Source organism: Acidovorax sp. LjRoot204 (genome assembly GCF_056175785.1).
Genome location: NZ_JBGFFF010000044.1, coordinates 1 through 21,734 on the forward strand (window position 1 = coordinate 1; position 21,734 = coordinate 21,734).

At 66.1% G+C, this 21,734-nt stretch carries 24 protein-coding genes; 11 read left to right on the forward strand and 13 right to left on the reverse strand.

The features are described 5' to 3' along the window. Window positions 1–226: helix-turn-helix domain-containing protein (locus AC04MI_RS10300; RefSeq protein WP_476497737.1), on the reverse strand; the 226-nt coding region annotated here is incomplete at its 3' end. Window positions 227–317: 91 nt separating this feature from the next. Here AC04MI_RS10300 and AC04MI_RS10305 point away from each other — a divergent pair. From AC04MI_RS10305 to AC04MI_RS10325, 5 genes are all read left to right on the forward strand, one after another. Beyond that, on the forward strand, window positions 318–1,019 hold the full coding sequence (locus AC04MI_RS10305; RefSeq protein ID WP_476497738.1) for a 3-oxoacid CoA-transferase subunit A: 702 nt from the start codon (window positions 318–320) through the stop codon (window positions 1,017–1,019). A 29-nt stretch (window positions 1,020–1,048) separates the two neighbouring features. Continuing rightward, window positions 1,049–1,699: a 3-oxoacid CoA-transferase subunit B gene (locus AC04MI_RS10310; protein ID WP_476497739.1), complete on the forward strand. Its 651-nt coding sequence runs from the start codon at window positions 1,049–1,051 to the stop codon at window positions 1,697–1,699. A gap of 36 nt (window positions 1,700–1,735) precedes the next feature. After that, window positions 1,736–2,947 (forward strand): 3-oxoadipyl-CoA thiolase, encoded by a 1,212-nt coding sequence (gene pcaF, locus AC04MI_RS10315; RefSeq protein WP_476497740.1) that lies wholly within the window; start codon window positions 1,736–1,738, stop codon window positions 2,945–2,947. 5 nt (window positions 2,948–2,952) lie between these two features. Further along, the gene (locus tag AC04MI_RS10320) at window positions 2,953–3,684 is read left to right on the forward strand and encodes an SDR family NAD(P)-dependent oxidoreductase (protein ID WP_369817001.1); all 732 of its coding nucleotides are present in this window, start codon (window positions 2,953–2,955) and stop codon (window positions 3,682–3,684) included. A 162-nt stretch (window positions 3,685–3,846) separates the two neighbouring features. Beyond that, entirely contained in the window at window positions 3,847–4,851 is a 1,005-nt protein-coding gene (locus AC04MI_RS10325; protein ID WP_436077659.1) for a Bug family tripartite tricarboxylate transporter substrate binding protein, read from the forward strand. A 99-nt stretch (window positions 4,852–4,950) separates the two neighbouring features. Here the strand turns inward: AC04MI_RS10325 and AC04MI_RS10330 are convergent, their stop codons facing one another. Beyond that, window positions 4,951–5,553 carry a short chain dehydrogenase gene (locus AC04MI_RS10330; RefSeq protein WP_436077660.1) on the reverse strand — a complete coding sequence of 201 codons (603 nt, stop codon included), beginning with the start codon at window positions 5,551–5,553 and terminating at the stop codon, window positions 4,951–4,953. A 132-nt stretch (window positions 5,554–5,685) separates the two neighbouring features. On the opposite strand from AC04MI_RS10330, the gene AC04MI_RS10335 reads away from it, so the two are divergent. Further along, a complete protein-coding gene (locus AC04MI_RS10335; RefSeq protein ID WP_436077661.1) occupies window positions 5,686–6,573 on the forward strand; it encodes a LysR substrate-binding domain-containing protein in 888 nt (295 codons plus the stop codon). A 77-nt stretch (window positions 6,574–6,650) separates the two neighbouring features. Here the strand turns inward: AC04MI_RS10335 and AC04MI_RS10340 are convergent, their stop codons facing one another. From AC04MI_RS10340 to kefC, 9 genes are all read right to left on the reverse strand, one after another. Continuing rightward, window positions 6,651–7,112 carry a PaaI family thioesterase gene (locus tag AC04MI_RS10340; protein WP_110960151.1) on the reverse strand — a complete coding sequence of 154 codons (462 nt, stop codon included), beginning with the start codon at window positions 7,110–7,112 and terminating at the stop codon, window positions 6,651–6,653. Then, window positions 7,112–7,804 (reverse strand): transglutaminase-like domain-containing protein, encoded by a 693-nt coding sequence (locus AC04MI_RS10345; protein WP_436077662.1) that lies wholly within the window; start codon window positions 7,802–7,804, stop codon window positions 7,112–7,114. The genes AC04MI_RS10340 and AC04MI_RS10345 overlap by 1 nt, the downstream gene beginning before the upstream one ends. Window positions 7,805–7,909: 105 nt before the next feature. Continuing rightward, window positions 7,910–8,557 (reverse strand): trimeric intracellular cation channel family protein, encoded by a 648-nt coding sequence (locus AC04MI_RS10350; RefSeq protein ID WP_436077663.1) that lies wholly within the window; start codon window positions 8,555–8,557, stop codon window positions 7,910–7,912. A gap of 181 nt (window positions 8,558–8,738) precedes the next feature. Further along, on the reverse strand, window positions 8,739–9,107 hold the full coding sequence (locus AC04MI_RS10355) for a hypothetical protein (RefSeq protein WP_436077664.1): 369 nt from the start codon (window positions 9,105–9,107) through the stop codon (window positions 8,739–8,741). Beyond that, complete coding sequence (locus AC04MI_RS10360) at window positions 9,104–9,940, reverse strand: hypothetical protein (RefSeq protein WP_436077665.1); 837 nt, start codon at window positions 9,938–9,940, stop codon at window positions 9,104–9,106. The genes AC04MI_RS10355 and AC04MI_RS10360 overlap by 4 nt, the downstream gene beginning before the upstream one ends. Before the next feature lie 36 nt (window positions 9,941–9,976). Continuing rightward, window positions 9,977–11,068 carry a PepSY-associated TM helix domain-containing protein gene (locus AC04MI_RS10365; RefSeq protein WP_476497749.1) on the reverse strand — a complete coding sequence of 364 codons (1,092 nt, stop codon included), beginning with the start codon at window positions 11,066–11,068 and terminating at the stop codon, window positions 9,977–9,979. Further along, window positions 10,956–13,313, reverse strand: coding sequence for a TonB-dependent siderophore receptor (locus AC04MI_RS10370; protein ID WP_476497741.1), 2,358 nt, complete (start codon window positions 13,311–13,313; stop codon window positions 10,956–10,958). The genes AC04MI_RS10365 and AC04MI_RS10370 overlap by 113 nt, the downstream gene beginning before the upstream one ends. A gap of 425 nt (window positions 13,314–13,738) precedes the next feature. Then, complete coding sequence (locus AC04MI_RS10375) at window positions 13,739–14,080, reverse strand: DUF3658 domain-containing protein (RefSeq protein WP_436077668.1); 342 nt, start codon at window positions 14,078–14,080, stop codon at window positions 13,739–13,741. A 278-nt stretch (window positions 14,081–14,358) separates the two neighbouring features. Next, complete coding sequence (gene kefC, locus AC04MI_RS10380; RefSeq protein WP_476497742.1) at window positions 14,359–16,257, reverse strand: glutathione-regulated potassium-efflux system protein KefC; 1,899 nt, start codon at window positions 16,255–16,257, stop codon at window positions 14,359–14,361. Window positions 16,258–16,514: 257 nt separating this feature from the next. Here kefC and AC04MI_RS10385 point away from each other — a divergent pair, with 257 nt between their 5' ends. The 4 genes from AC04MI_RS10385 (at window position 16,515) to AC04MI_RS10400 (ending at window position 19,435) form a co-directional block, all read left to right on the forward strand. Continuing rightward, window positions 16,515–17,153, forward strand: a complete 639-nt coding sequence (locus tag AC04MI_RS10385) for a LysE family translocator (RefSeq protein WP_476497743.1) — start codon at window positions 16,515–16,517, stop codon at window positions 17,151–17,153. A gap of 129 nt (window positions 17,154–17,282) precedes the next feature. Further along, window positions 17,283–17,900: a ParA family protein gene (locus tag AC04MI_RS10390; protein ID WP_056066024.1), complete on the forward strand. Its 618-nt coding sequence runs from the start codon at window positions 17,283–17,285 to the stop codon at window positions 17,898–17,900. 96 nt (window positions 17,901–17,996) lie between these two features. Next, on the forward strand, window positions 17,997–18,461 hold the full coding sequence (locus tag AC04MI_RS10395; RefSeq protein ID WP_476497744.1) for a MaoC family dehydratase: 465 nt from the start codon (window positions 17,997–17,999) through the stop codon (window positions 18,459–18,461). Between the two features lie 32 nt (window positions 18,462–18,493). Then, on the forward strand, window positions 18,494–19,435 hold the full coding sequence (locus AC04MI_RS10400) for a LysR family transcriptional regulator (protein WP_121942124.1): 942 nt from the start codon (window positions 18,494–18,496) through the stop codon (window positions 19,433–19,435). Here the strand turns inward: AC04MI_RS10400 and AC04MI_RS10405 are convergent. Both AC04MI_RS10405 and AC04MI_RS10410 read right to left on the reverse strand, forming a co-directional pair. Then, the gene (locus AC04MI_RS10405) at window positions 19,428–19,955 is read right to left on the reverse strand and encodes a tRNA (cytidine(34)-2'-O)-methyltransferase (protein ID WP_056066014.1); all 528 of its coding nucleotides are present in this window, start codon (window positions 19,953–19,955) and stop codon (window positions 19,428–19,430) included. The genes AC04MI_RS10400 and AC04MI_RS10405 overlap by 8 nt on opposite strands. Window positions 19,956–20,071: 116 nt before the next feature. Further along, the gene (locus AC04MI_RS10410) at window positions 20,072–20,794 is read right to left on the reverse strand and encodes a ComF family protein (protein WP_436077670.1); all 723 of its coding nucleotides are present in this window, start codon (window positions 20,792–20,794) and stop codon (window positions 20,072–20,074) included. Between the two features lie 35 nt (window positions 20,795–20,829). On the opposite strand from AC04MI_RS10410, the gene AC04MI_RS10415 reads away from it, so the two are divergent. Continuing rightward, on the forward strand, window positions 20,830–21,732 hold the full coding sequence (locus AC04MI_RS10415) for a biotin synthase (RefSeq protein WP_476497745.1): 903 nt from the start codon (window positions 20,830–20,832) through the stop codon (window positions 21,730–21,732). Window positions 21,733–21,734 lie beyond the last annotated feature (2 nt).

Below are 21,734 nucleotides of genomic sequence, written 5' to 3' on the forward strand. Positions count from 1 at the left end.
GGCGAAACAGCTTGCCGTCCGTCTCCACATAACCCAGCGTCTGCAGCGTGAGCAGGATGCGGCGCGCACCGGCGCGCGTGAGACCTGTCTGCGCGGCGACTTCACTCAGGGTTTGCTGCGGCGTGGCCGCGCTGAACGAGCGGATCACCTCCAGCCCGCGCGCGAACGACTGCACATAGCTGTCGCTCGGTTTGGGGTCTTTGGCTTCAGGGGTTTGGGAATTCATACGTATGCCAACTATAATTCTTTAAGCGAACATTTGTTCTATATGCGAACAAATTTCAAAGACACAACAGAGAAACCAAGAAAGCGTTGCAATGATCAACAAACTGGCGGACTCGGTGGCCCAGGCCCTTGCGGGGGTAAAGGATGGTGCCACGGTGTTGATAGGCGGGTTCGGCACGGCCGGCATTCCGGGCGAGCTGATCGATGGCCTCATCGCCCACGGTGCGCGGGACCTCACGGTGGTCAACAACAACGCAGGCAATGCCGACCAGGGCCTGGCTGCGCTGCTCAAGGCGGGCCAGGTGCGCAAGATCATCTGCAGCTTTCCGCGCCAGGTSGACAGCTAKGTGTTCGATGRSCTGTAYCGCAGYGGCAAGMTCGAACTCGAACTSGTGCCCCAGGGCAAYCTGGCCGAGCGCMTSCGRGCYGCGGGYGCGGGCATCGGCGCCTTYTTCTGCCCCACGGCCTATGGCACCGAACTGGCTGCGGGCAAGGAAACGCGYGAGATCRACGGCAARCASTACGTGCTCGAATACCCSATCCACGGCGACGTGGCCCTGGTCAAGGCCGAGAAGGGTGACCGCTGGGGCAACCTCACCTACCGCATGTCGGCGCGCAACTTTGGCCCGGTGATGGCCACCGCTGCCAAGACCACGATTGCCACGGTGCACGAAGTGGTGGAGCTGGGCGCGCTGGACCCCGAGGCCATCGTCACCCCCGGCATCTACGTGACGCATGTCGTCAAGATCGACCGCACGGCCACGCAGGCGGGCGGATTCAAGAAATCCGCGTGATATTGGCCCCAAGCGCAGAAAGAATAAGCATGAGCAGCTATCAAAAGCGTAGTAAAGACGAGCTGGCGAAACGCGTGGCGCARGACATCYWCGACGGCGCCKWCGTCAACCTGGGCATCGGCCAGCCGACCTTGGTCGCCAACCACATCCCGGCAGGCCGCGAGGTCATCCTGCAAAGCGAAAACGGCATCCTGGGCATGGGCCCTGCGCCCGCTGCGGGGCTGGAGGACTACGACCTGATCAACGCGGGCAAGCAGCCCGTCACGCTGCTGCCCGGCGGCGCGTACTTCCACCACGCCGACAGCTTCGCGATGATGCGCGGCGGACACCTCGACATCTGCGTGCTGGGCGCCTTCCAGGTCAGCGCCACGGGCGACCTGGCCAACTGGAGCACCGGCGAGCCCGGCGCCATCCCGGCCGTGGGCGGCGCAATGGACCTGGCCATCGGCGCCAAGCAGACCTGGGTGATGATGGATCTGCTGACCAAGCAGGGCACCAGCAAGATCGTGACGCAGTGCACCTACCCGCTCACCGGTGTCGCGTGCGTGAAGCGCATCTACAGCGATCTGTGCACACTGGCCTGTACACCCGACGGGCTGCAGCTCATCGACACCGTGCCCGGCCTGTCGCACGCTGAACTGGAGCAACTGGTGGGCCTGCCCATCCGCCCTGCCGCCTGAACGAATCCACCCCCCAAGCAACGAGGAGACAAAACCATGAGCACACAACGCCAAGCCTTCATCTGCGACGCCATCCGCACCCCCTTTGGCCGCTACGGCGGCGCGCTCTCCAGCGTGCGCACCGACGACCTGGGTGCGATCCCCATCAAGGCGCTGATGGAGCGCAACCCCGGCGTGGACTGGGCGGCCGTGASCGACGTGCTCTACGGCTGCGCCAACCAGGCCGGTGAAGACAACCGCAACGTGGCCCACATGAGCAGCCTGCTGGCGGGCCTGCCCATCGACGTGGCCGGCGCCACTATCAACCGCCTGTGCGGTTCGGGGCTCGATGCCGTGGGCACCGCAGCGCGCGCGATCAAGGCGGGCGAGGCAGGTCTGATGATCGCGGGCGGTGTGGAGAGCATGAGCCGCGCCCCCTTCGTCATGCCCAAGGCMGAGWSSGCCTTCAGCCGYAACAACGCGGTGTAYGACACSACSATYGGCTGGCGCTTYGTCAACAAGCTSATGAAGGMRMAGTACGGYGTSGACTCCATGCCCGARACSGCCGAGAACGTGGCCACCGACTWCAAGATYGAGCGCGARGCSCAGGACCWGATGGCCCTGCGCAGCCAGCTCAACGCCGTGGCCGCCATCAAGGCCGGCCATCTGGCGCGCGAGATCGTGCCGGTGCACATCCCGCAAAAGAAGGGCGACGCGATCATCGTGAGCCAGGACGAGCACCCGCGTGAGACCAGCCTGGAAGCGCTGGCCAAGCTCAAGGGCGTGGTGCGGCCAGATGGCACGGTGACGGCGGGCAACGCCAGCGGCGTGAATGACGGCGCCTGCGCGCTGCTGCTGGCCGATGAAGCCAATGCTGCCAAATATGGCCTCAAGCCCCGCGCCCGCGTGGTGGGCATGGCCGTGGCCGGTGTGGCGCCGCGCATCATGGGCTTTGGCCCCACGCCTGCCACCCTGAAGGTGCTGGCGCAGACGGGCCTGACCATCGACCACATGGACGTGATCGAACTGAACGAAGCCTTTGCCGCGCAAGGCCTGGCCGTGCTGCGCGCGCTGGGCCTCAAGGACGACGATGCCCGCGTGAACGCCTGGGGCGGCGCCATYGCGCTSGGCCACCCGCTGGGMGCCAGCGGCGCGCGCCTGGYCACCACCGCSGTCAACCGCCTGCACGAGCACGCGGGCCAGTACGCGCTGTGCACCATGTGCATCGGCGTGGGGCAGGGTATTGCCATCATCCTGGAGCGCGTGTGACCGCAATTGATAAAAGCACTCCCGTCACGGTCGTCACCGGTGCCAGCAACGGCATCGGCCGCGCGATTGCCGAAGCCGTGCTGGCCCAAGGCCACGCCGTGGTCAACCTGGACTACGTGCTGCCCACCTGGAGCCACCCGCAACTCACCTCGTACCAGGGCGACCTGACCGACGAAGCCTCGACCCGCGAACGCGCGGCCGAGATTGCGGCCAAGCACAACGTCACCGCACTGGTAAACAACGCGGGCGCCACGCGCCCTGGCACCATCGACACGGCGACCACAGCCCAACTGGATGACGTGGTAGGGCTGCACCTGCGCGCGCCCATGCTGCTGGTGCAGGCCTTTTTGCCCACATTGCGCGCCAGCGGGCAGGGCCGCATCGTCAACATGTCATCGCGCGCCGCTTTGGGCAAGGGCGAGCGCATCGTCTACTCCGCCACCAAGGCCGGAATGATCGGCATGACACGCACGCTGGCCATGGAGCTGGGGCGTGACGGCATCACCGTCAACGCGATTGGCCCCGGGCCCATCGCCACCGAGCTGTTCCGCCAGAGCAACCCCGACGGTGCGCCGCAGACGCAGCGCATCCTGAACAGCATCGCCGTGGGCCGCATGGGCACGCCCGACGACGTGGCGCGCGCGGCGCTGTTTTTCCTCTCGCCCGACAACGGTTTCGTGACCGGGCAGGTGTTGTACGTGTGCGGAGGCACCACGCTGGGAGTGGCGCCTGTTTAGCAACCTGAACTGATCTTCCTTGCCGCCCCGCAAGGGGCACCCCCCGTTCTCGTCCGGAGGCCTCGGCGCCCGGTTGAGGCCACGGCGCGGCCAGACGCGGGCCCACGCGGCCCTGGTGGCACCGACCCATTCATTCATCCACCTTCTTGAAGGAGACAAACCATGACCCATTCCATCCACACCACCCGCCGCTTCGCGCTGTCGGCCGCTGCAGTCACCGCCCTCGCTGGTATCGGCCTGCTGGGCAGCAGCGCTGCGCTCGCCCAGGCTTATCCGAGCAAGCCCGTCACCATCGTCGTGCCCTTTGCGGCAGGCGGCACCACCGACATCCTGGCCCGCATCATCGGCCAGGCGCTGACCGCCGAGCTGGGCCAGTCCGTCATCGTGGACAACCGCGCAGGTGCGGGCGGCAACATCGGCGGCGCCATGGCGGCCAAGGCCCCGGCAGATGGCTACACACTCTTCATGGGCACGGTGGGCACGCACGCCATCAACGCCAGCCTGTACAAGAAGATGCCGTTCGACCCCATCAAGGACTTTGCACCGCTGACCCGCGTGGCCAATGTGCCCAACCTGCTGGTGGCCAACCCCGCTCAGCCCTACAAGAGCGTGAAGGAACTGATCGCCTACGCCAAGGCCAACCCCGGCAAGGTCAACTTTGGCTCGTCGGGCAACGGCAGCTCCATCCACCTGTCGGGCGAGCTGTTCAAGAGCCTGGCCAAGGTGGACATGGTGCACGTGCCCTACAAGGGCAGCGCCCCGGCCGTCACCGACCTGCTGGGCAACCAGATCGGCATCATGTTCGACAACATGCCCTCGGCTATCCAGCATGTGCGCAGTGGCAAGCTGGTGCCCATTGCCGTGACCACGGCCAAGCGCTCGCCCGAGCTGCCCAACGTGCCGACTATCGCCGAAGCCGGCGTGCCCGGCTATGAAGCCACCTCGTGGTTTGGCATGTTTGCGCCCGCCGGCACGCCTGCGCCGGTGCTGGCCAAGCTCAACACCGCACTGGTGAAGGTGCTGAACCAGGCCGAGGTGAAGAAGAAGATCAACGAGCAGGGCGCCGAGACGTACAGCGAAACGCCCGAACAGTTTGCTGCCTTCATCCAGGCCGAGTCCGTCAAGTGGGGCAAGGTCGTGAAGGAGTCTGGGGCGAGCCTGGACTAAGCGCTACCAAGATTTTTTGTAGCTACCAGATTGATAGCTGCTACCGCTCATGCATCGGGCGGTAGCAGCTATTTTCGTTTCACATTCGGGTCGGCGGGATCACTGCACCCGGTACACACGCCCCGTCTGCGCGCCTTCCACGCTGCGCTGGTAGGCCAGCGCCGCGCGTGCGGCGGGCACCGGCTCGAACCCCGGGAAGAACGGCCCGTAGCTGCCCATCGACTCGGTCAGTACCGTGGGGCTGATGGCGTTGATGCGCAGGCCGCGCGGCAGCTCGATGGCGGCGGCAGCCACAAAACCTTCGATGGCCGCGTTCACGGCCGTGGCGCTGGCGCCGTTGCGGATGGGCTCAATCGACAGGATGCCCGCCGTCAGCGTGATGGAGCCGCCATCGTTCAGATACTTCTGGCCGACCAGCGCCAGCTGCACCTGGCCCAGCAATTTGTCCTGCAGGCCCAGGTTGAACTGCTCGGTCGTCATTTCGGCCAGCGGGCCAAAGTGCAGGTTGCCTGCGGTGCTCACGATGGCATCGACCTTGCCCACCGCCTCGAACAGTTGGGCAACCGCGCCTGGCTGCGAGAAGTCCGCACGGTGCGTGCCGCTGCTGCGGCCCACGGTGATCACGTCGTGGCGTGTGCCCAGGTTGGCCAGCACGGCCTGGCCGATGGTGCCGCTCGCGCCGATGAGAAGAATCTTGGACATGGTGTTTTCCTTGGGTGTCAAAAAGGGTTGATGAGGAACTGACAGCCCGATTCTTTTGCTAATCAATCGGAATATAAAGTACCTACAAGTTATGCTTGTGCTAACCATTGATTAGGAATTGAGGGAGTTGCCATGGACAGGCTGCGCAATATGGAAGTCATGGTGGCCGTGGCGGAGGCCGGCAGCTTTGCCGCTGCCGCGCGCCAGCTGCAGATCTCCGCCGTGATGGTGGGCAAGCACATCCAGCAGCTGGAGACCCACCTGGGCGCACGCCTGTTCCAGCGCAGCACGCGCCAGAACAGCCTGACCGAGGTGGGCGCCGCGTTCTACGACGACAGCAAACGCGTGCTGGAGCAGGTGCGCTGGGCTGAGTCCGCCGTGGAGCGCAGCCGCGCCGTGCCGCAGGGCCTGCTGCGGGTGAGCGCGCCCTTCACGCTGGGCAACCACGTGATCGCGCCGCTGGTGGCCGACTTTCTGCAGCGCCACGACCAGGTGCGTGTGGACCTGCAACTGACCGACAGCGTGGTGGACTTGGCAGGCGAGGGCTTTGACGTGGCCGTGCGCATTGGCCAGGTGGTGAACGAGGGCCTGGTGGCGCGCCCGCTGCGCCCCTACCGCATGGTGATTGCCGCAGCACCCGCGTACCTGCAGCGCCACGGCACGCCCAAACGCGCGGCCGACCTGGCGCGCCACCAGTGCCTCAGCCACTCGGTGTGGCAGCGCCGGGTGGAATGGACCTTGCACGACGGCAACGAGGATTTCTTCTGGCCCGAGAACGCGCGCTTTGTGTGCAACCAGGGCGATGGCCTGCGCCAGGCGGCGTTGGGCGGCCTGGGCCTGATCATGCAACCCGAGGTGCTACTGGCTGACGACCTGGCCAGTGGCGCGCTGGTGCCGGTGATGCAGCACTGCCTGCCCGTGCCGCGCCCGATGCACCTGGTGTATGCGCCCGACCGGCGGCAACTGCCCAAGCTGGCGCGGTTTGTGGAGCATGTGGTGGGCGCGCTGGGCGCAGCCTGAGCGGTGCGGGTCAGGCTTGTGCGCCGGGGGGCGCGCAGCTGGAGGCCTGGGGCCTTGGGCGTGACGCCCAGTGCCGCTCACTCCACGGCGTCGCGGGGCGCCACGGGCCCGATCTTGAACACGCCGCTCACCCGCGCGCAGGGCACGCCATCAGCTGTGACCAGCCCTTGCGCAAACACCAGCGAGCGCGTGATGCGCAGCGGCTCGGCCTCGCCCTCCACCCAGGCGCCCAGCGGGGCGGGGGCCAGGTAGTCGATCTGCAGGCTGATGGTGGGCAAGAAGCGGTCCGACACCTGATCGCTTTTGCGGTGCACCGACAGCGGCACCAGCATGTCGCAGAACGTGGCCATCATGCCGCCGTGCAGGTTGCCCATGGGGTTGGTGTGGCGCGGCTCCACGCGAAAGCCGAACTTCACCACGTTGCCCTGGTGCAGCACATACAGCGGGCCGTTGTGCTGGATGTAAGGGCCCCCGGCCACCAGCGGCGCAAAACCTGCGGGGATGGGGGCGGTGGTGGCGTTCTCGGGGGCGTGCGTCATCAGCGGGCTTCCTTTTCATTTTCAATGTCGTTGGCAAAACTGGCGTCCTGCAGGCTGCTGCGGGTGGCGTCACCCTGCAGCCAGCCGCCGTACACCGTGCGAAAGTCGGCCACGACCTGCGCGAGCGGCATGTCGTCAAACGCGCCGCGCTGGTGCACGTATTCCATGTGGCGTGCGCCCGATTGGTCGAACGGGTGGTAGATCGAGTCGTTCTCCCCGTCAAACTCCAGCGGCAGCAGGCCAAAGCGCTCGCACAGCTCGATGTTGAACGCGGGGGTGGCCTTGCGCCAGGCGCCGTCCAGCCAGATGTCGGTGTAGCCGTGCCAGATGAAGAGGTCGGTCTTCATGGTCTCGCGCATGCGCTCGGTGCTGAGGTGGTTGCGCACGTCGGCAAAGCCCATGCGCGCCGGGATRCCTGTCGCACGGCACACAGCGGTGAGCAGTGCGGCCTTGGGCACGCACCAGCCATAGCCGTTGGCCAGCACGGTGCTGGCCGTCATGCCCTGGGGCGACAGGTCGATGCGGTAGGGGTCGTAGCGGAAACCATCGCGCACGGCCAGGTACAGGGCCACCGCGCGTTCGCGGTCGGTGGCGCCGTGCGCGTGTTGGGCGGCAAAGGCCTTGATCGAAGGTGCGTCGCTGTCGATAAGGGCCGTGGCACGCAGGTGGGTGGGCGTGGGTGCGGTGGTCATTGTTGTGTGTCTCCTGCAGTCGGACGGAGGCCAGTGTGCGGGCCTCGGGCACCCGATGCTGTCACAGGCGCGCCAGCCCTGCGCGGGAGGGGGCCGATGCCCCCATCACACCCGCCACGCAGGCAGCTCCCAGTTGCGCCACACCGCCAGCCCGCGCAGCCCGGCGGTGAGCAGCACGGAGACCACCAGCGGCGCCCAGTCGGGAGCCTGCATCTGGCGCAGGGCCACGTCGGCCCAGCCGCCCGCAAACGCGCACAGCGCATAGGGGCGGTGGTCGCTGAAGGCCTGGGGCACCTCGTTGCACAGCACGTCGCGCAGCACACCGCCAAACACGCCGGTGGTCACGCCCATCATCACGCTGATGATGGGCGGCATGCCAATGGTGGTGGCAATGTCCACGCCCACAGCGGCAAACAGGCCCAGGCCGATGGCGTCGGGCAGCAGCATGGCGCGCTCGGTGGGCTCAAAGTGCCGCTGGCGCATGAACAGCATGGCGCCGATGCACAGCGCCAGAATGCCCCACACAAACTCGGTGTGGCGAATCCAGAAAAAGGGCCGCTGGTCCAGCAGCAAATCGCGCAGTGTGCCCCCGCCAAACGCGGCCACGAAGGCCACCACACACACGCCCACGGCATCCAGCCGCTTGCGCGCGGCGGCCATCACGCCCGACAGCGCGAAAGCCACGGTGGCGGCCACTTCCAGCACAAAGCGCAGGGTGTGCACCCAGGGGGCGTTGATGATCAGCGAATCCATGGCGACGATTGTGCCGTGGCCGCCGGCGATTCCATGGGGGGTTGATCGCTATCTATTTGATAGCTATTGAGGTATGAATCAGTAGCGCTTGAGCGAATTTTGAGCAAAAAATATGCAGATGGGCGTTGTGTATGCCCGGTGGGCCCCGTCAGGTCCCGGTGCAGCACTCGCCTGCGTCCACTCAGCGCAGCAGGCCCTCGCCCAATGCGCAGGCCACCAGCGCCAGCACACATCCGCCCAGGCCCAGCCACCCCAGCCGCAGTGCCCAGCGCTGGCTGGCCTGGGGCCACAGGTTCATGGCCAGCACCAGCAACCAGCCCAGCACCATCCATGCGGCCAGCACCAGGGCCACACCGGCGACCCAGCCAGCAGCCAGGCTGGCGGTGGTGGTCTGCAACAGCAAGGTGCCCAGCGCCACCGCCTTGGCGCACCATCGCGCCGCACCCGTGGGTGTGTCATCGCCCCACGCACGGGTGGGCACTGTGCGGGCCCAGCAGGCCAGTGCCACCAGCGAGGCCAAGGCGGCGGCAATGCCCAGCAGTTCGTTCATGCGGTCTCCGAGGGCCGTGGGTGGCGCGGGGTGTGACGGGTGCGGCTGCGATGGCCCAGGCCCCGGGCCCCCAGCCGGTGGTGCAGCGGCCGCACGCTGCTGCAGGCTGCTGCCGTGCAGAGCATGGCAGCCACCCAGCCTTGCTGCAGCCCGGCCTTGGCTGCCAGGCCGGCACAGGCCAGCCCTGCCAGCAGCCACAGCAGGGCGCTGGTGCGGGGCGCCCAGGTGCGCACCGTGGCCGCAGGCAACCCGACAAAAAACGACAGCAGCAGGCCCAGCATGCCGGCCGATCGAGCGGGCTCAACAGCCACGATGTGCGCCAGACGGAATGACTCCACCGCCAGCGCCGCGCAAAGCCAGAAGGGCAGGTGCGCCAGCGGTGCCAACGGCCAGGGGCGGCCCGTGTGGGACACCACATGCTGTGGTGCCGCCGGGGTGATCGCAATGGACGGGCGACTCCCCCGGCGCCGATGAACCTGCTGCACCCGCTGCGGGCCCATGAACGCCGCCACGCCCGCACAGGCCAGACCCGTGGCCGCAAGGCCCATGGCCATGGCGGGTGCCAGGGCGCTACCGAGTGCCAGGCCGGTGAGTGCTGCCACGGCCAACAGCGCTCCGGTGCTGCCCAGCGCCACCCGCCACAGCGCCAGCGTGCGCAGCGCCCACGCGGCCAGGACCGACATCTGCAGCCACACGGCAATGAGCACCCACACCGTCCACACGGGCCGCTGCGCCAGCGGGGCCAAGCCCGCAGGTCCCCACAGGTGTATGAACACCGCCACGAGGAGCGCTGCGGGCACGGTGGCATGCAGGGCCAGAAAGAAACGTTGCATGGTGGGTGTGGTGTGGAAGGTGGGGGGTGGTGCCCGTCAGCCCGCCGCGATGGCGTTGCCTGCGGACGCCGGATGTGCCGCGTCGGCCTCGCGCCTGCGCTGCTGGCGCGCATCCAGCCAGATCAGCGTGCCCGAGATCGACAAAAACGCCGGGGTCATGCCCAGAAAAAAATACAGCCACTTGAGCGCCAGCCCGCCAAAGTCGCCAAAGTGCAGTGGCTCCATCAGGCTGTTGACCAGCGACCAGAAGCCCGCCGTGCGTGGGTCGTGCACCTTCTTGGGAACGCCCGTGACGGCATGGATGTCCACCCGCGCGGTGCTGGCCAGGTGGCCGCTCAGGTTGCCGGTGAAACCCGCCTCGGCGGTGCCCGTGCCCCAGCGGCGCAGCGACACATAGCGCGCCTCCAGCCCCGGCACGGCCTGCTGCGCGGTGGCATACATCGCGTCCAGCGACTGCATGGGTGCGGGCTCGCTGCCCTCGGCCTTGCGCGCGGGCTGAGAGGGCGCCATTGCGACAGGGGTGGTGATGAACTTGTAGCCCTGCTCGAACAGCGGCGCCAGGCCCATCCATGCGCCGGTGGTGGCGATCAGGATGTGAAAGCCCAGCCCCCAGATGCCGGCGGACTTGTGCAGGTCCGACATCACCACGCGAAAGCTGCGGCCCCAGCGCTGGGTGAACAGCTCGGCCAGGATCTTGCGGTGGATGACGATGCCGGTGGCAATCAGTACCAGCATGGCTGCGCCGAGGAACCCCACGATCCAGCGCGGCCCGAAGAACAGGAACACATGCAGCATGCGCAGGTACTGGCCGAGCTGGCTGTCCACCGGGCCCACCACCGTGCCGGTGTCGGAGCGCAAGGCCACCTTGGTGCGCGTGTGGGCCGGGGCTCCGCGCTCGCGCACAAACGCGAAGTAGCTGGGGTTGACCGCATCGGGCAGCGCGATGGTCTCCACCGTCGCGCCCGGGTAGCGGGTCCGCAGCTGCGTGAGCACCGCGTCGAGCGAGGCAGGCTTTTCAGAGCGTGGCAGCTTGGCCAGTGAAGGGTTGGCCCAGAGGTCGATCTCGTTCTTGAACACCACCACCGCGCCCGAAAAGCACACGATGAACAGCAGCAGCCCCGTGACGATGCCCGCCCAGGAGTGCAGGGTGAAGAGGCGGTTGAGCGTGCGCTGGCTGGTCATGGCGTGTGGGCGGCGGGGTGGGGGCGCTGCGYCAGAAGAAGTACGTCACACCCAGGCTGAAGTTGCGCGGCAGCGAGGGCGAGACCACATTGGCGTTGATCGCGCCGTCGTAGTACGCCTTGTTGAACACGTTCTTCACGCCCGCCGTCACGCGGTAGTTCTCGCCCACGTAGCTGACGGACGCATCGGCCACAAAGTACGACGGCAGCGTGAAGGGGTACGAGCCGATCTGCTCGCTCACATAACGTCCGCCGAGGCCCAGCGTCACCCGCTGGTACTGCGGCAGTTTGTAGGTGGCCCAGGCCGTGAGGGTGTGGCGCGGCGTGAGGTTGAGCGGCAGGCCCACAATCGCCGCGTTGTTATCGCGCGTGACCTTGCTTTGTGTGTAGGTGTAGGCGCTGGTGATCTTCCAGCCGTTCTTCAGGTCGGCGCCCAGCTCCAGCTCCAGCCCGCGTGCGCGCTGCTCGCCGGTCTGCACGCTGAAGCCCGTGTTCACCGGGTCGGCGGTGGTCACGTTCTGGCGCACCAGGTCGAACACGGCGAGCGCGCCGGTGATCTGGCCACCGGGGGCCTCGTACTTCACGCCCGCCTCCCACTGCTTGCCGGTTTCGGGCACGAAGTTCGATCCACCAAACGTCAGGCCCGACTGGGGCAGGAAGGACTCGCCATAGCTGCCATACGCAGCCCAGCCCGGCTTGAACTCGTACACCAGGCCGGCCGACAGCGTGGTGGCGTTGTCCTTCTGGCGCGTCTGCGTGTTGGCCACGCGGTTGTTGGTGTCGTTGGTGGACCAATCGCGGCGCAGGCCTACCAGGGCCGTCCAGCCCTGGCCAAACTTGATCTGGTCCTGCGCATACAGGCCCGCCACGGTGAGCTTGGAAGGCGCATCGCTGGTCAGCGCCTCGGGGCAGGTGGCCTGCATGCCGTACACGGGCGCAAACAAGTCCAGCGCGCCGATGCGGCAGGTGCGGCTGGCCAGCAGGCTGGTGCCGCTGCGCACATCCAGGCCCGTCACCAGCTGGTGCTTTACGCCCAGCGCTTCAAAGCGCGACAGCAGCGAGGTGTCGGTGGCCAGCAGGTCGTAGTCCATGTACTGGCGCGAGGCCTGGCGGTTCTGCAGCCGCTGGTTGGCCTGCAGCGCCTGGTTGGAGACAAAGTTGCCTGTGCCCTTCTCGGTCTCGTAGCGCACGTTCTGGCGGAAGGTTATGGCCTCCGACATCTTGTGCTCCAGCGTGTAGCCCACGGTTTTGCTCTCTACGTCATACCCACCAAAACTTGGGTCTCCCGTGAACATCGTGACGGGCAGCGTGCCGTTGCGGTTGGGCAGCAGCGTGCCGTAGGGCGTGATGCCCTGCTGGCGCATCCACTGGCTTTGGCTGTAGGTGGCAAACAGCACCAGATCGGTCTGCGGGCCCAGGTCGATGGAGAGCGACGGCGCAAACCACCGGTCCTTGCGGTAGACGAACTGCGTGGGGTCGTCCACGTTGGACACCTGCGCATTGATGCGCAGCGCCGTCTTGCCCGATTCGGACAGCGGCCTGTTGATGTCAGCCTGTAGCGTGCGCTGGCCGAAACTGCCCACCTCCACGCCTACCTCGTTGATCGCCTCCTTCTTGGGCCGCTTGCTCACCGCGTTGACGATGCCGCCGGGCTGCACCTGGCCGTACAACACTGAGGCCGAGCCTTTGAGCACCTCGAAGCGCTCGTAGCCGTAGGGCTGCAGCTTGGCCCACATGCCCGGGCTCTGCACCAGGCCATCGACAAGTATGGATTCGGTGGAGCGAAAGCTCCGGATGTTGAGGTCATCAAACCCCCGGCGCCCAAAGTTGACCGGGCTCACCCCCGCCACGGTCTGCAGCGCCTGCTGCACGTTGGTGATCTGCCGGGATTCCATTTGCTCACGCGTGACCACGCTGACGGACTGCGGCGTTTCCAGCCGCCGCATGGGCGCCTTGCTGGCGGTCTGTGCCTCGACGGGTGCGAAACCCATATCTTTTTCAGTGCTGGCGTTGATGCGGACTTCCTGCAACTGGGGGGCTGCCGTTGCTGGGTCTGCAGTGGGTGCGCTGGCCTGCTGCGCCATGGCGGCCTGGGCGAGGCACAAGGCCAGCGGGGCCAGGGTGAAGAGGCGGTCCGCGCGGACGGATGGCAAGCGCGGGGCGTGCGCGAAGCGCAGGGGCTGAGAAGACATGGGGGTCCCGATGGAGGTGAGCGGACAACAAACGCTGGGGGCGCTGGCTCACGTGGCAAGGGACGTTGGCTGGCAAGAAAGTGATGAATTATAATGCGAATGGTTATCGTTTGATATTTTGCAATGAAGTGACCGGAGTGCGAGAAGCCGCAGTGCCTTCTTGAGGGAGTTGAGATAACCACCACCGCCGTGCGGCGCGAAAACTGGGACTTTTTGGGCTATCCCGGGACAACGCGAAACGTATCGTTCAAACGAAGTTGCAATCCATGTAGCAGCACGCGGCCCCGCCAGGAGCCCAATCTGAACTCCGAGGCTAGACTTCTGCTTTCGGCCATGAGCGGTCGTTTGCTGCAAGGACTCGAAGCCACTTAACCCGCAGCAATTCTCTGTTGGCGTCGGCTTTGCGAACCAACTGGCGTCACTAATTATTTCGCTGAGCTACGCATGCCCGATTCCGAGTCTTGAGGAAGGCGGATCTCGCTGTAACGCATGTAGTTCAAGTTTCCAGCTGACTCGAGCTTGCGCTGGTTGACCAGAGCGACTACCCGGGTGGCATAGCAAACGTCCGGCAGACGCATCTCCTTAAAGGGCTGAGTCATCATTGTCGTTCCAACAACTCTCGCGACCTTGCGCCAGCTATGAGCGCAATTTGTCAAGAGTGCAGAATCGATTTCCCGAATCGTAGATTCGCTCAGCGCATCTAGAAGGGCTTGCTCATCCTCAAACAATGGAAGGTCGGGCTGATCGTCGTCTTTGTCTGTTGACATGGGTTTTCCTTAGGCGCGGAGGCAACCCAATAGCTTACGAACTGTTTGGGCAGGACACCAGATAGGCGATTTCCGAGCAGAGGATTACTTCACACCCCTGATCGCGAAAGGATGCGACGTTCAGCGTCGCCTTCAGGCCCATGGCGGAAGTTGCGACATGCCGCAGAAGCAAATTTTGCGGTGCCTGACATCTAGGTGGAGCCCTCCGCACCGCGCGAGGTTTTTGCTATCAAATGCATAGCTAAAAAGTCATGCTGATCGAGCGGAGAAACCTATTTTTAATCCAATTTTTGGATAGAGGTAGCCCCCTCCCCATCCTCGGCCCCCTCCGCCCCGCCATACCCTGGGTACGCCCCTCCCGCCGCATTCAACGCCGCACCTTCCTGCCGCTCCCTCGCCATCTGCTCCGCAAACTGGTTGCGGCCCTCGCGCGCCACGGCGATGAACTTGGCGCGGTCCTTGTGGTGCGGGTACATGCGGTCGGCCAGGGCGATGTTGTGGGTGCGAAAACGCTGGGTGATGGCGGTGGCTTGCGCGGGTGGCAGGCCCATCAGCTCCAGCACGGTGTGGGCGCTTTGCAGGCTGGACTCGAACAGCTCGCGCTGCACCAGTGTCACGCCCAGGTCGCGCAGCTTGTTCCAGTGCGTCACATCGCGCGCGCGGGCCACGATCTGCAGGTGCGGGAAGTGCTCGCGCGCCAGTTTGGCGATCTGCAGGGACTGCTCGGCATCGTCCACGGCCACCACCAGGATGCGCGCGTGTTCGGCCCCGGCGATACGCAGCAGGTCGAGCCGCGTGGCGTCGCCGTAGAACACGCGGTAACCAAAGGTGCGCGCCACCTCCAGCATGTCCACGCTGTGGTCCAGCACGGTGGTGGGGATGCCTTGGGCCAGCAGCACGCGCGAGACGATCTGCCCATAGCGGCCGAAGCCCGCGATGATGATGGGCGCCTCTTGGGGTTCGGAAATTTCCTCGGCCTGGGGCGTTGTGTTTTTGAGCTGGGCGTAGCGGCGCAGCAGCACGCGGTCCAGCAGCACCAGCAGCAGCGGGCTGATCAGCATCGACAGCGCCACGGCCCCAATCAGCAGCGAGGCAGTCTCGGCCGGGAACACGTTGGCGCCGGCCGCGGCCTGGAACACCACAAACGCAAACTCGCCACCCTGGGCCAGCAGCAGGGTGAAGACAGGGCGCTCCTGGTAGGGAATCTCAACCACCTTGGCCAGGGCGTAGATGACCACGGCCTTGGCGRCCAGAAAGCCGACCAGGATGGCGGCCATGAGCCCGGGCGAGCGCAGGATCACGCCGAAGTCGATGCTCATGCCCACGGCGATGAAGAACAGCCCGAGCAGCAGGCCCTTGAAGGGCTCGATGTCGGCCTCCAGCTCGCGGCGGTATTCGCTGTCGGCCAGCAGCACGCCGGCGAGGAAGGCGCCCAGCGCCATCGACAGGCCCACCAGCACCATCAGGTACGCAATGCCCACCACCAGCAGCAGCGCGGCGGCGGTGAAGATCTCGGGGGTGTTGCTCTTGGCGATCCAGCGCAGCACGGGGCGCAGCAGCAGGCGCCCGCCGAGGATGATGGCGGCGATCACGCCGACGATCTTCAGCACCTCCAGCACCATCTCGCCCGGGGTGTGGCCTGCGCCTTCACCGGCGGCCGCGCCCAGCACGGGCAGCAGGGCCAGGATGGGGATGGCCGCCACGTCCTGGAACAGCAGGATCGAGAAGCCGGCCTGGCCGCTTTGTGTGCGCATCAGGTTGCGCTCGGCCAGCGATTGCAGCGCAATGGCGGTGGACGACAGCGCCAGGCCCAGCGCGCCCACCAGGCTCACGCGCCAGGGCAGGCCGGCCAGCGCACCCAGCGCGAACAGCACCGCCGCGCAACCCAGCACCTGGGCGGTGCCGGTACCAAAGATGGGGCGGCGCAGCGCCCACAGGCGGCTGGGTTGCAGCTCCAGCCCGACCAGGAACAGCATGAGCACCACGCCGAACTCGGCAAAGTGCAGGATGTCCTGCACGTTGCTGACCAGCCCCAGGCCCCAGGGCCCGATGGCGATGCCCGCTGCCAGGTAGCCAATGATGGCGCCGAGGCCCAGCGCCTTGGCAATGGGCACGGCCAGCACGGCGGCGGTGAGGTACAGGAAACCGTAGGTGAGCCAGGTGGGGGCGTGTTCCATGGATGGGCGTGCGCTTGGGGGTCGTCGTGGGGAGGCAGAACACCGCGTCCCCGAGGAGTGGGGCGGGTGTGGCAGATTCTGGCACCGCTGCAAGGCGTTGGGTTGGGTGCCGTGGGTTGGATCTATGGCGCTATTTATTTGATAGCTATTAAGGCATGATTATCTAGCGCCTGAGCCTGTTTTTATGCAGATCATGGTGCATGGAGCCCTGCGTTGCTAAGATGCGGGCCCTTCTTCGCACACAGGCACGGTGACCCATGGATTTGCAGACTTGGCTGRCTTTTTTTGCGGCGTCGTGCCTGATTGCGGTGTCGCCGGGCTCGGGGGCTGTGTTGTCGATGAGCCATGGTCTGTCGTTCGGTGTGCGCAAGACGGGCGCCACCATCCTGGGCCTGCAGCTGGGGCTGTTGCTGATTTTGCTGATTGCCGGGGCGGGCGTGGGCTCGCTGCTGCTGGCGTCCGAGGTGGCGTTCAGCATCGTCAAGGTGCTGGGCGCGTGTTATCTGATCTATGTGGGCTTCTGCCAGTGGCGTGCTGGTGATAAATCGCCGGTACAAGGTGATGAGACCGAGTCGGCGGGCACCTGGCAAAAACGCTGCCTGACCGGCTTTCTGACCAACGCCACCAACCCCAAGGGCATCATCTTCATGGTGGCCGTGCTGCCCCAGTTCATGACCGACACGCGCCCGCTGTGGACGCAGCTGCTGGTGATGGCCGCCACCACGGTGACGGTGGACGTGGTGGTCATGCACGGCTACGCTGCGGGGGCGAGCGCGCTGCGCCGCCTGATGCGCAGTGCGCGGGCCGTGCGGGCGCAGAACCGCGTGTTTGGCGGTTTGCTGATGGCGGTGGGGGCGGGGCTGTTCTTCGTCAAGCGCGGTGGTCAGCACGCCTGAGGCGGCTGTGGCACCGCTGGGGTGTCAGAGGGTGCTTCTGATTTGATAGCTGCTAGCGCATATGAATATTGCGCTTGAGGCTGATTTGGCTTGTATTTTCATGGACCTGCAGATTCCAAGGAGCTTGTCATGCCAGTAGTTGTTGTCGCCAACCCGAAGGGCGGAGTGGGCAAGTCCACGCTGTCCACCAACATCGCGGGCTACTTTGCCAGCCAGGGGCATCCCGTGATTCTGGGCGACACCGACCGGCAGGAGTCCGCCCGGCTGTGGCTGGGCCTGCGCCCGCCCGCTGCGCGCCCCATCGGCAGCTGGGACACCAGCTCGGACGTCATCAGCCGCCCGCCCAAGGGCACCACCCACGCGGTACTTGACACGCCCGCCGGCCTGCACGGCTGGCGCCTGAACGATGTGCTCAAGCTGGCTGACAAGGTCATCGTGCCGCTGCAGCCCAGCGTGTTCGACATCTTTGCCACGCGGGCCTTTCTGGACCAGCTGGCCGAGCACCGCCACGCCGCCGGGGTGCCCGTGGGCATCGTCGGCATGCGGGTGGATGCGCGCACCAAGGCGGCCGAGCAACTGCATCATTTTGTGGACAGCCTGGGGTTTCCGGTACTGGGCTATCTGCGTGACACGCAGAACTACATCCACCTGGCAGCACACGGCCTCACGCTGTTTGACGTGGCCCCTGGCCGCGTGGCACGCGACCTGGAGCAGTGGCAAGGGATCTGCACGTGGCTCAATTCTTGAAGGACAGCGTGAAGCACGACGTACATCCAATCCCCCGGGAAAACACCTGTCACCCGGCAGACAAGGCGCGCCGGAGCGCAGGGCTACATTGCAACGATGAAAATCTTCCGCTCTTATTCCGAAGTCAGCGCCTGCGTGGGCCAGGAGRTCGCCGTGACCGACTGGATCACCATCACGCAGGAACAGGTCAACCTGTTTGCCCAGGCCACGGGCGACCACCAGTGGATCCATGTSGACSYCGAGCGYGCCAAGGCCGGGCCGTTTGGCGCGCCCATTGCGCACGGGTTTCTCACGCTGTCGCTGATTCCGCAATTCTTCGAGACGGGGCTGACCATCGAGGGTGCGCGCATGGGCGTCAACTACGGGCTGAACAAGGTGCGTTTCACCGCGCCGGTGCCGGTGGGCAGCCGCTTGCGAGCGCGTCTCRCGCTGCAGGCTGCCGAGCCCGTGGCGCCCGATGGCATGCAGATGACCTGGCTGGTGACCGTGGAGCGCGAGGGCAGCGACAAGCCGGTGTGCGTGGCCGAATCGCTGGCGCGCAACTTCGGCGCCCCCGCCTGAGTCGGGTCGCCACCGGGCAGGAGGTCTGAACCATGGACCGCCTGCAAGCCATGAAGATCTTCGAGCGCGTGGTGGAAGAGGGCGGCTTTGCCGCCGCTGCCCGCGCCATGGACATGTCGCCCCCCGTGGTCACCCGCATGGTGGCCGAGCTGGAGCAGCATCTGGGCACGCGCCTGCTGCAACGCACCACCCGCAAGCTGGCGCTGACCGACGCGGGCGAGTCGTACCTGCAGCGGGTGCGCGCCATCCTGCACGAGATCGATGATGCCGAGGCGGCTGCCGCTGCCAGCACGCGCGATCTGCGCGGCACCATCCGCATCGTGGCGGCACCAGTGCTCGCCACCAACTTTCTGGCACCCATGGTGGCGGTGTGGCATGCCTACTATCCCAAGCTCATGCTGGACATCAGCATGGACGCCTATGCCTCCAGCCGAGTGGATGAGTTCGATGTGACCATCATGGTGGCGGGCGAGGACTTTGACGCCAACATCGTCGCGCGCCCCCTGGTACAGGGGGAGGCGATTGTGGTGGCGTCCCCCGACTACCTGGAGCGCCGGGGCATTCCGCGTGAGCCGCAAGACCTGGTGCACCACGACTACCTGCGCGACTCGAGCGCGCCCGTGCGCCTGCAGTCAGGGCCCGGCCGCAAGCTGCGCCTGCAGTCGCTGCGGGCAGACGTGCCGGACGAAGAAGTGGACGCACCGGCGGTGTTGCAGTCCGTCAGCACCGAGCTGCTGATGCGTGCCGCAGTGGACGGGGCGGGCGTGGCTGTCACGTCGCGCCTGCTGGCCGAGGAGCACCTGGCCCGCGGCGAACTGGTCCACATCCTGCCCGGCTGGATCTTTTCGCGCTACACGATCTATGCGGCGCTGCCCTCGGGCCGCATGCTGCCCGCGCGCACGCGGGTGTTTCTGGACTTCCTGACCGAACATGTGCCCCGCGCCATGGCGGAAAAGTCCGGCCAGCTCAGTTGAGTTGCGCGAACCCGCTGATGATCGTGCCCTCGGGCTCGACCATGACCTGCCCGTCGGGCATGGCAAAGCTGTTCTGGCGCCAGGCCTCGAACACGGTCACCGCCACCGCGTTGGACAAATTGAGGCTGCGCTGACCCGGCACCATGGGCAGGCGCAGGCGCTGCGCCGGCGGGAAGCTCTCGCGCAACTCGGGGGGGAGTCCCCGCGTTTCAGCGCCAAACACCATCCAGTCGCCGGGCAGGAAGCACGTGGAGTGCACGGGTTGTGAGCCATGCGTGGTCATCGCAAACATGCGGGTCGGGTCCGGCTGGGTGTCTCGCAGAAAGGCCGTCCAGCCCGCATGGACCTGCACGCTGGCGTATTCGTGGTAATCCAGCCCTGCCCGCCGCATCTGGCGGTCTTCCATCGAGAACCCCAGGGGCTCGATCAAGTGCAGCGAACACCCGGTGTTGGCCGCCAGGCGAATCACGTTGCCGGTGTTGGGCGGGATCTCGGGTTCGACGAGGACGATATGGAACATGACCGCCATTGTCATCGTTGGACCTGTGAGTTGAGCAACCGCTCGTAATCAAAAGTATCCCTTTGGTAGGTGTGCACTACCTCCTCGGTTCCTGTTCGCTACCTGTCTGGTGCTTTTCAGTCCAGCTCCGTGCGCGCCAGCACAGCGGCTGTGACGTGCGCGACACCCGCCTCGCGCAGTGCCAACGTAGCAGCATGCAGGGTGGCGCCCGTGGTCATCACGTCGTCGATCAGTACCACCCGCTGGCCGCGCAGGCTGGCTGCGCGGGCGGGTTCAACGGCGAAGGCGCCACGCAGGTTGCGCAGCCGCTGCGCCCGGGGTAGGCCGCTTTGTGCCTCGGTGGCGTGCAGGCGCAACAGCGTGTGGCAGTCCGCTTTGGCACCAGCCAGCTGCCTCGCCAGCAGGGCCGCCTGGTTGAAGCCCCGCTCGCGCAGGCGCTCGGTGGACAGGGGCACCGCCAGTACTCGGTCGGCCGCGTCCAGCGCCGGCTCCATCCAGGGCGTGCTGCGCATGAGGGTGGCCAAGGCCCTGGCCCACCCCGGATCGCCGCGAAACTTGAACTGCGCCAGGGCGTCGGCCCAGGGGTAAGCGTAGTCCACGGCGGCAATGCAGGCGTCGAAGCTGGGCGGGTTCTGCAGGCAGGCGCCGCACACAGCAATCCCTGCGGGCACCCGCAGGGCGCAGCGCTGGCAACGCGTGGCAGGCTGGGCAAACCGCATCAAACACGCATTGCAGACACGCTGCGACGGCCAGGCGTGGCACACGGCGCACTGGCTGGGCACTTTGTCCACCCAGGCGTGGAGGCGGCGTGAAATCCCTGGCAAACCCAAAAAGAGCATGAATCAATATACTCGCGCGTCCTTCTGTACCGCCCATGTCCTCCGAGCGTCCCCCCACCATTGATCCTGTTGCCGCCGCCCGCTGGCATGCCGCAGCGCCGGCTGCGTCCCCTTGGCTGCACGAAGAAGTGGCGCGCCGCATGGAGGACCGACTGCAGTGGATTCGCCAGGCCCCAGAGTCCTGGTGCCACTGGGACCCAGTGCGTGGCGGTTTGCAGGCGCATGCCCTGGTGAGTGCTCGCTACCCGCAGGCGCGCTGCCAGGTGTACGAGACCAGCGCGCATTGCGAACCCGTTGCGAGGCAGGCATTGGCCAAGCCCTGGTGGAACCCCGCCCGCTGGGGTGCTGGGGCCCTGCAAATGGGGCCGCCTGCCGATGCCAGTGTGCATATGTTGTGGTCCAACATGKCGCTGCACATGGCGGCCGACCCGCAGGATTTGATTGGCCGCTGGCACCGCGCCCTGGCGGTGGACGGTTATCTGATGTTCTCGTGTCTCGGACCGGACACGCTGCGCGAACTGCATGGCGTGTACGCCGCCTTGGGCTGGCCGCCTGCGGGCCATGMCTTTACCGACATGCACGACTGGGGTGACATGCTGGTGCACGCAGGTTTTGCAGAGCCGGTGATGGACATGGAGCGCATCACGCTCACATTTGCCACTCCCGAGCGGCTGGTTCAGGAGCTGCGCGAGCTGGGTGTCAATTTGCACCCTGATCGCTTTCCCTCATTGCGCGGACGGCGCTGGCGCGACAAGCTCTACCAAGTGCTGTCTGAGCGTCTGGCCGATCCGGGCCAGAATGGTCAGTTGGCACTGACTTTTGAAATCATCTATGGCCATGCCTTCAAGCCTGCACCCCGGGTGCGCGTCAGTTCCAGCAGCGCGGTGTCGCTGCAGGACATGCGTGCCATGTTGCGCAAGGGCGGCACTGAGAACTAACC

Excerpts from the sequence above, each read along its gene's own strand:
- AC04MI_RS10330 (WP_436077660.1), bottom strand. The coding sequence starts at position 5,553 with ATGTCCAAGATTCTTCTCATCGGCGCGAGCGGCACCATCGGCCAGGCC.
- AC04MI_RS10405 (WP_056066014.1), bottom strand. The coding sequence starts at position 19,955 with ATGTTCCATATCGTCCTCGTCGAACCCGAGATCCCGCCCAACACCGGC.
- AC04MI_RS10350 (WP_436077663.1), bottom strand. The coding sequence starts at position 8,557 with ATGGATTCGCTGATCATCAACGCCCCCTGGGTGCACACCCTGCGCTTT.
- AC04MI_RS10340 (WP_110960151.1), bottom strand. The coding sequence starts at position 7,112 with ATGACGCACGCCCCCGAGAACGCCACCACCGCCCCCATCCCCGCAGGT.
- AC04MI_RS10360 (WP_436077665.1), bottom strand. The coding sequence starts at position 9,940 with ATGCAACGTTTCTTTCTGGCCCTGCATGCCACCGTGCCCGCAGCGCTC.
- AC04MI_RS10355 (WP_436077664.1), bottom strand. The coding sequence starts at position 9,107 with ATGAACGAACTGCTGGGCATTGCCGCCGCCTTGGCCTCGCTGGTGGCA.
- AC04MI_RS10325 (WP_436077659.1), top strand. The coding sequence starts at position 3,847 with ATGACCCATTCCATCCACACCACCCGCCGCTTCGCGCTGTCGGCCGCT.
- AC04MI_RS10400 (WP_121942124.1), top strand. The coding sequence starts at position 18,494 with ATGGACCGCCTGCAAGCCATGAAGATCTTCGAGCGCGTGGTGGAAGAG.
- AC04MI_RS10410 (WP_436077670.1), bottom strand. The coding sequence starts at position 20,794 with ATGCTCTTTTTGGGTTTGCCAGGGATTTCACGCCGCCTCCACGCCTGG.
- AC04MI_RS10335 (WP_436077661.1), top strand. The coding sequence starts at position 5,686 with ATGGACAGGCTGCGCAATATGGAAGTCATGGTGGCCGTGGCGGAGGCC.
- AC04MI_RS10390 (WP_056066024.1), top strand. The coding sequence starts at position 17,283 with ATGCCAGTAGTTGTTGTCGCCAACCCGAAGGGCGGAGTGGGCAAGTCC.
- AC04MI_RS10375 (WP_436077668.1), bottom strand. The coding sequence starts at position 14,080 with ATGTCAACAGACAAAGACGACGATCAGCCCGACCTTCCATTGTTTGAG.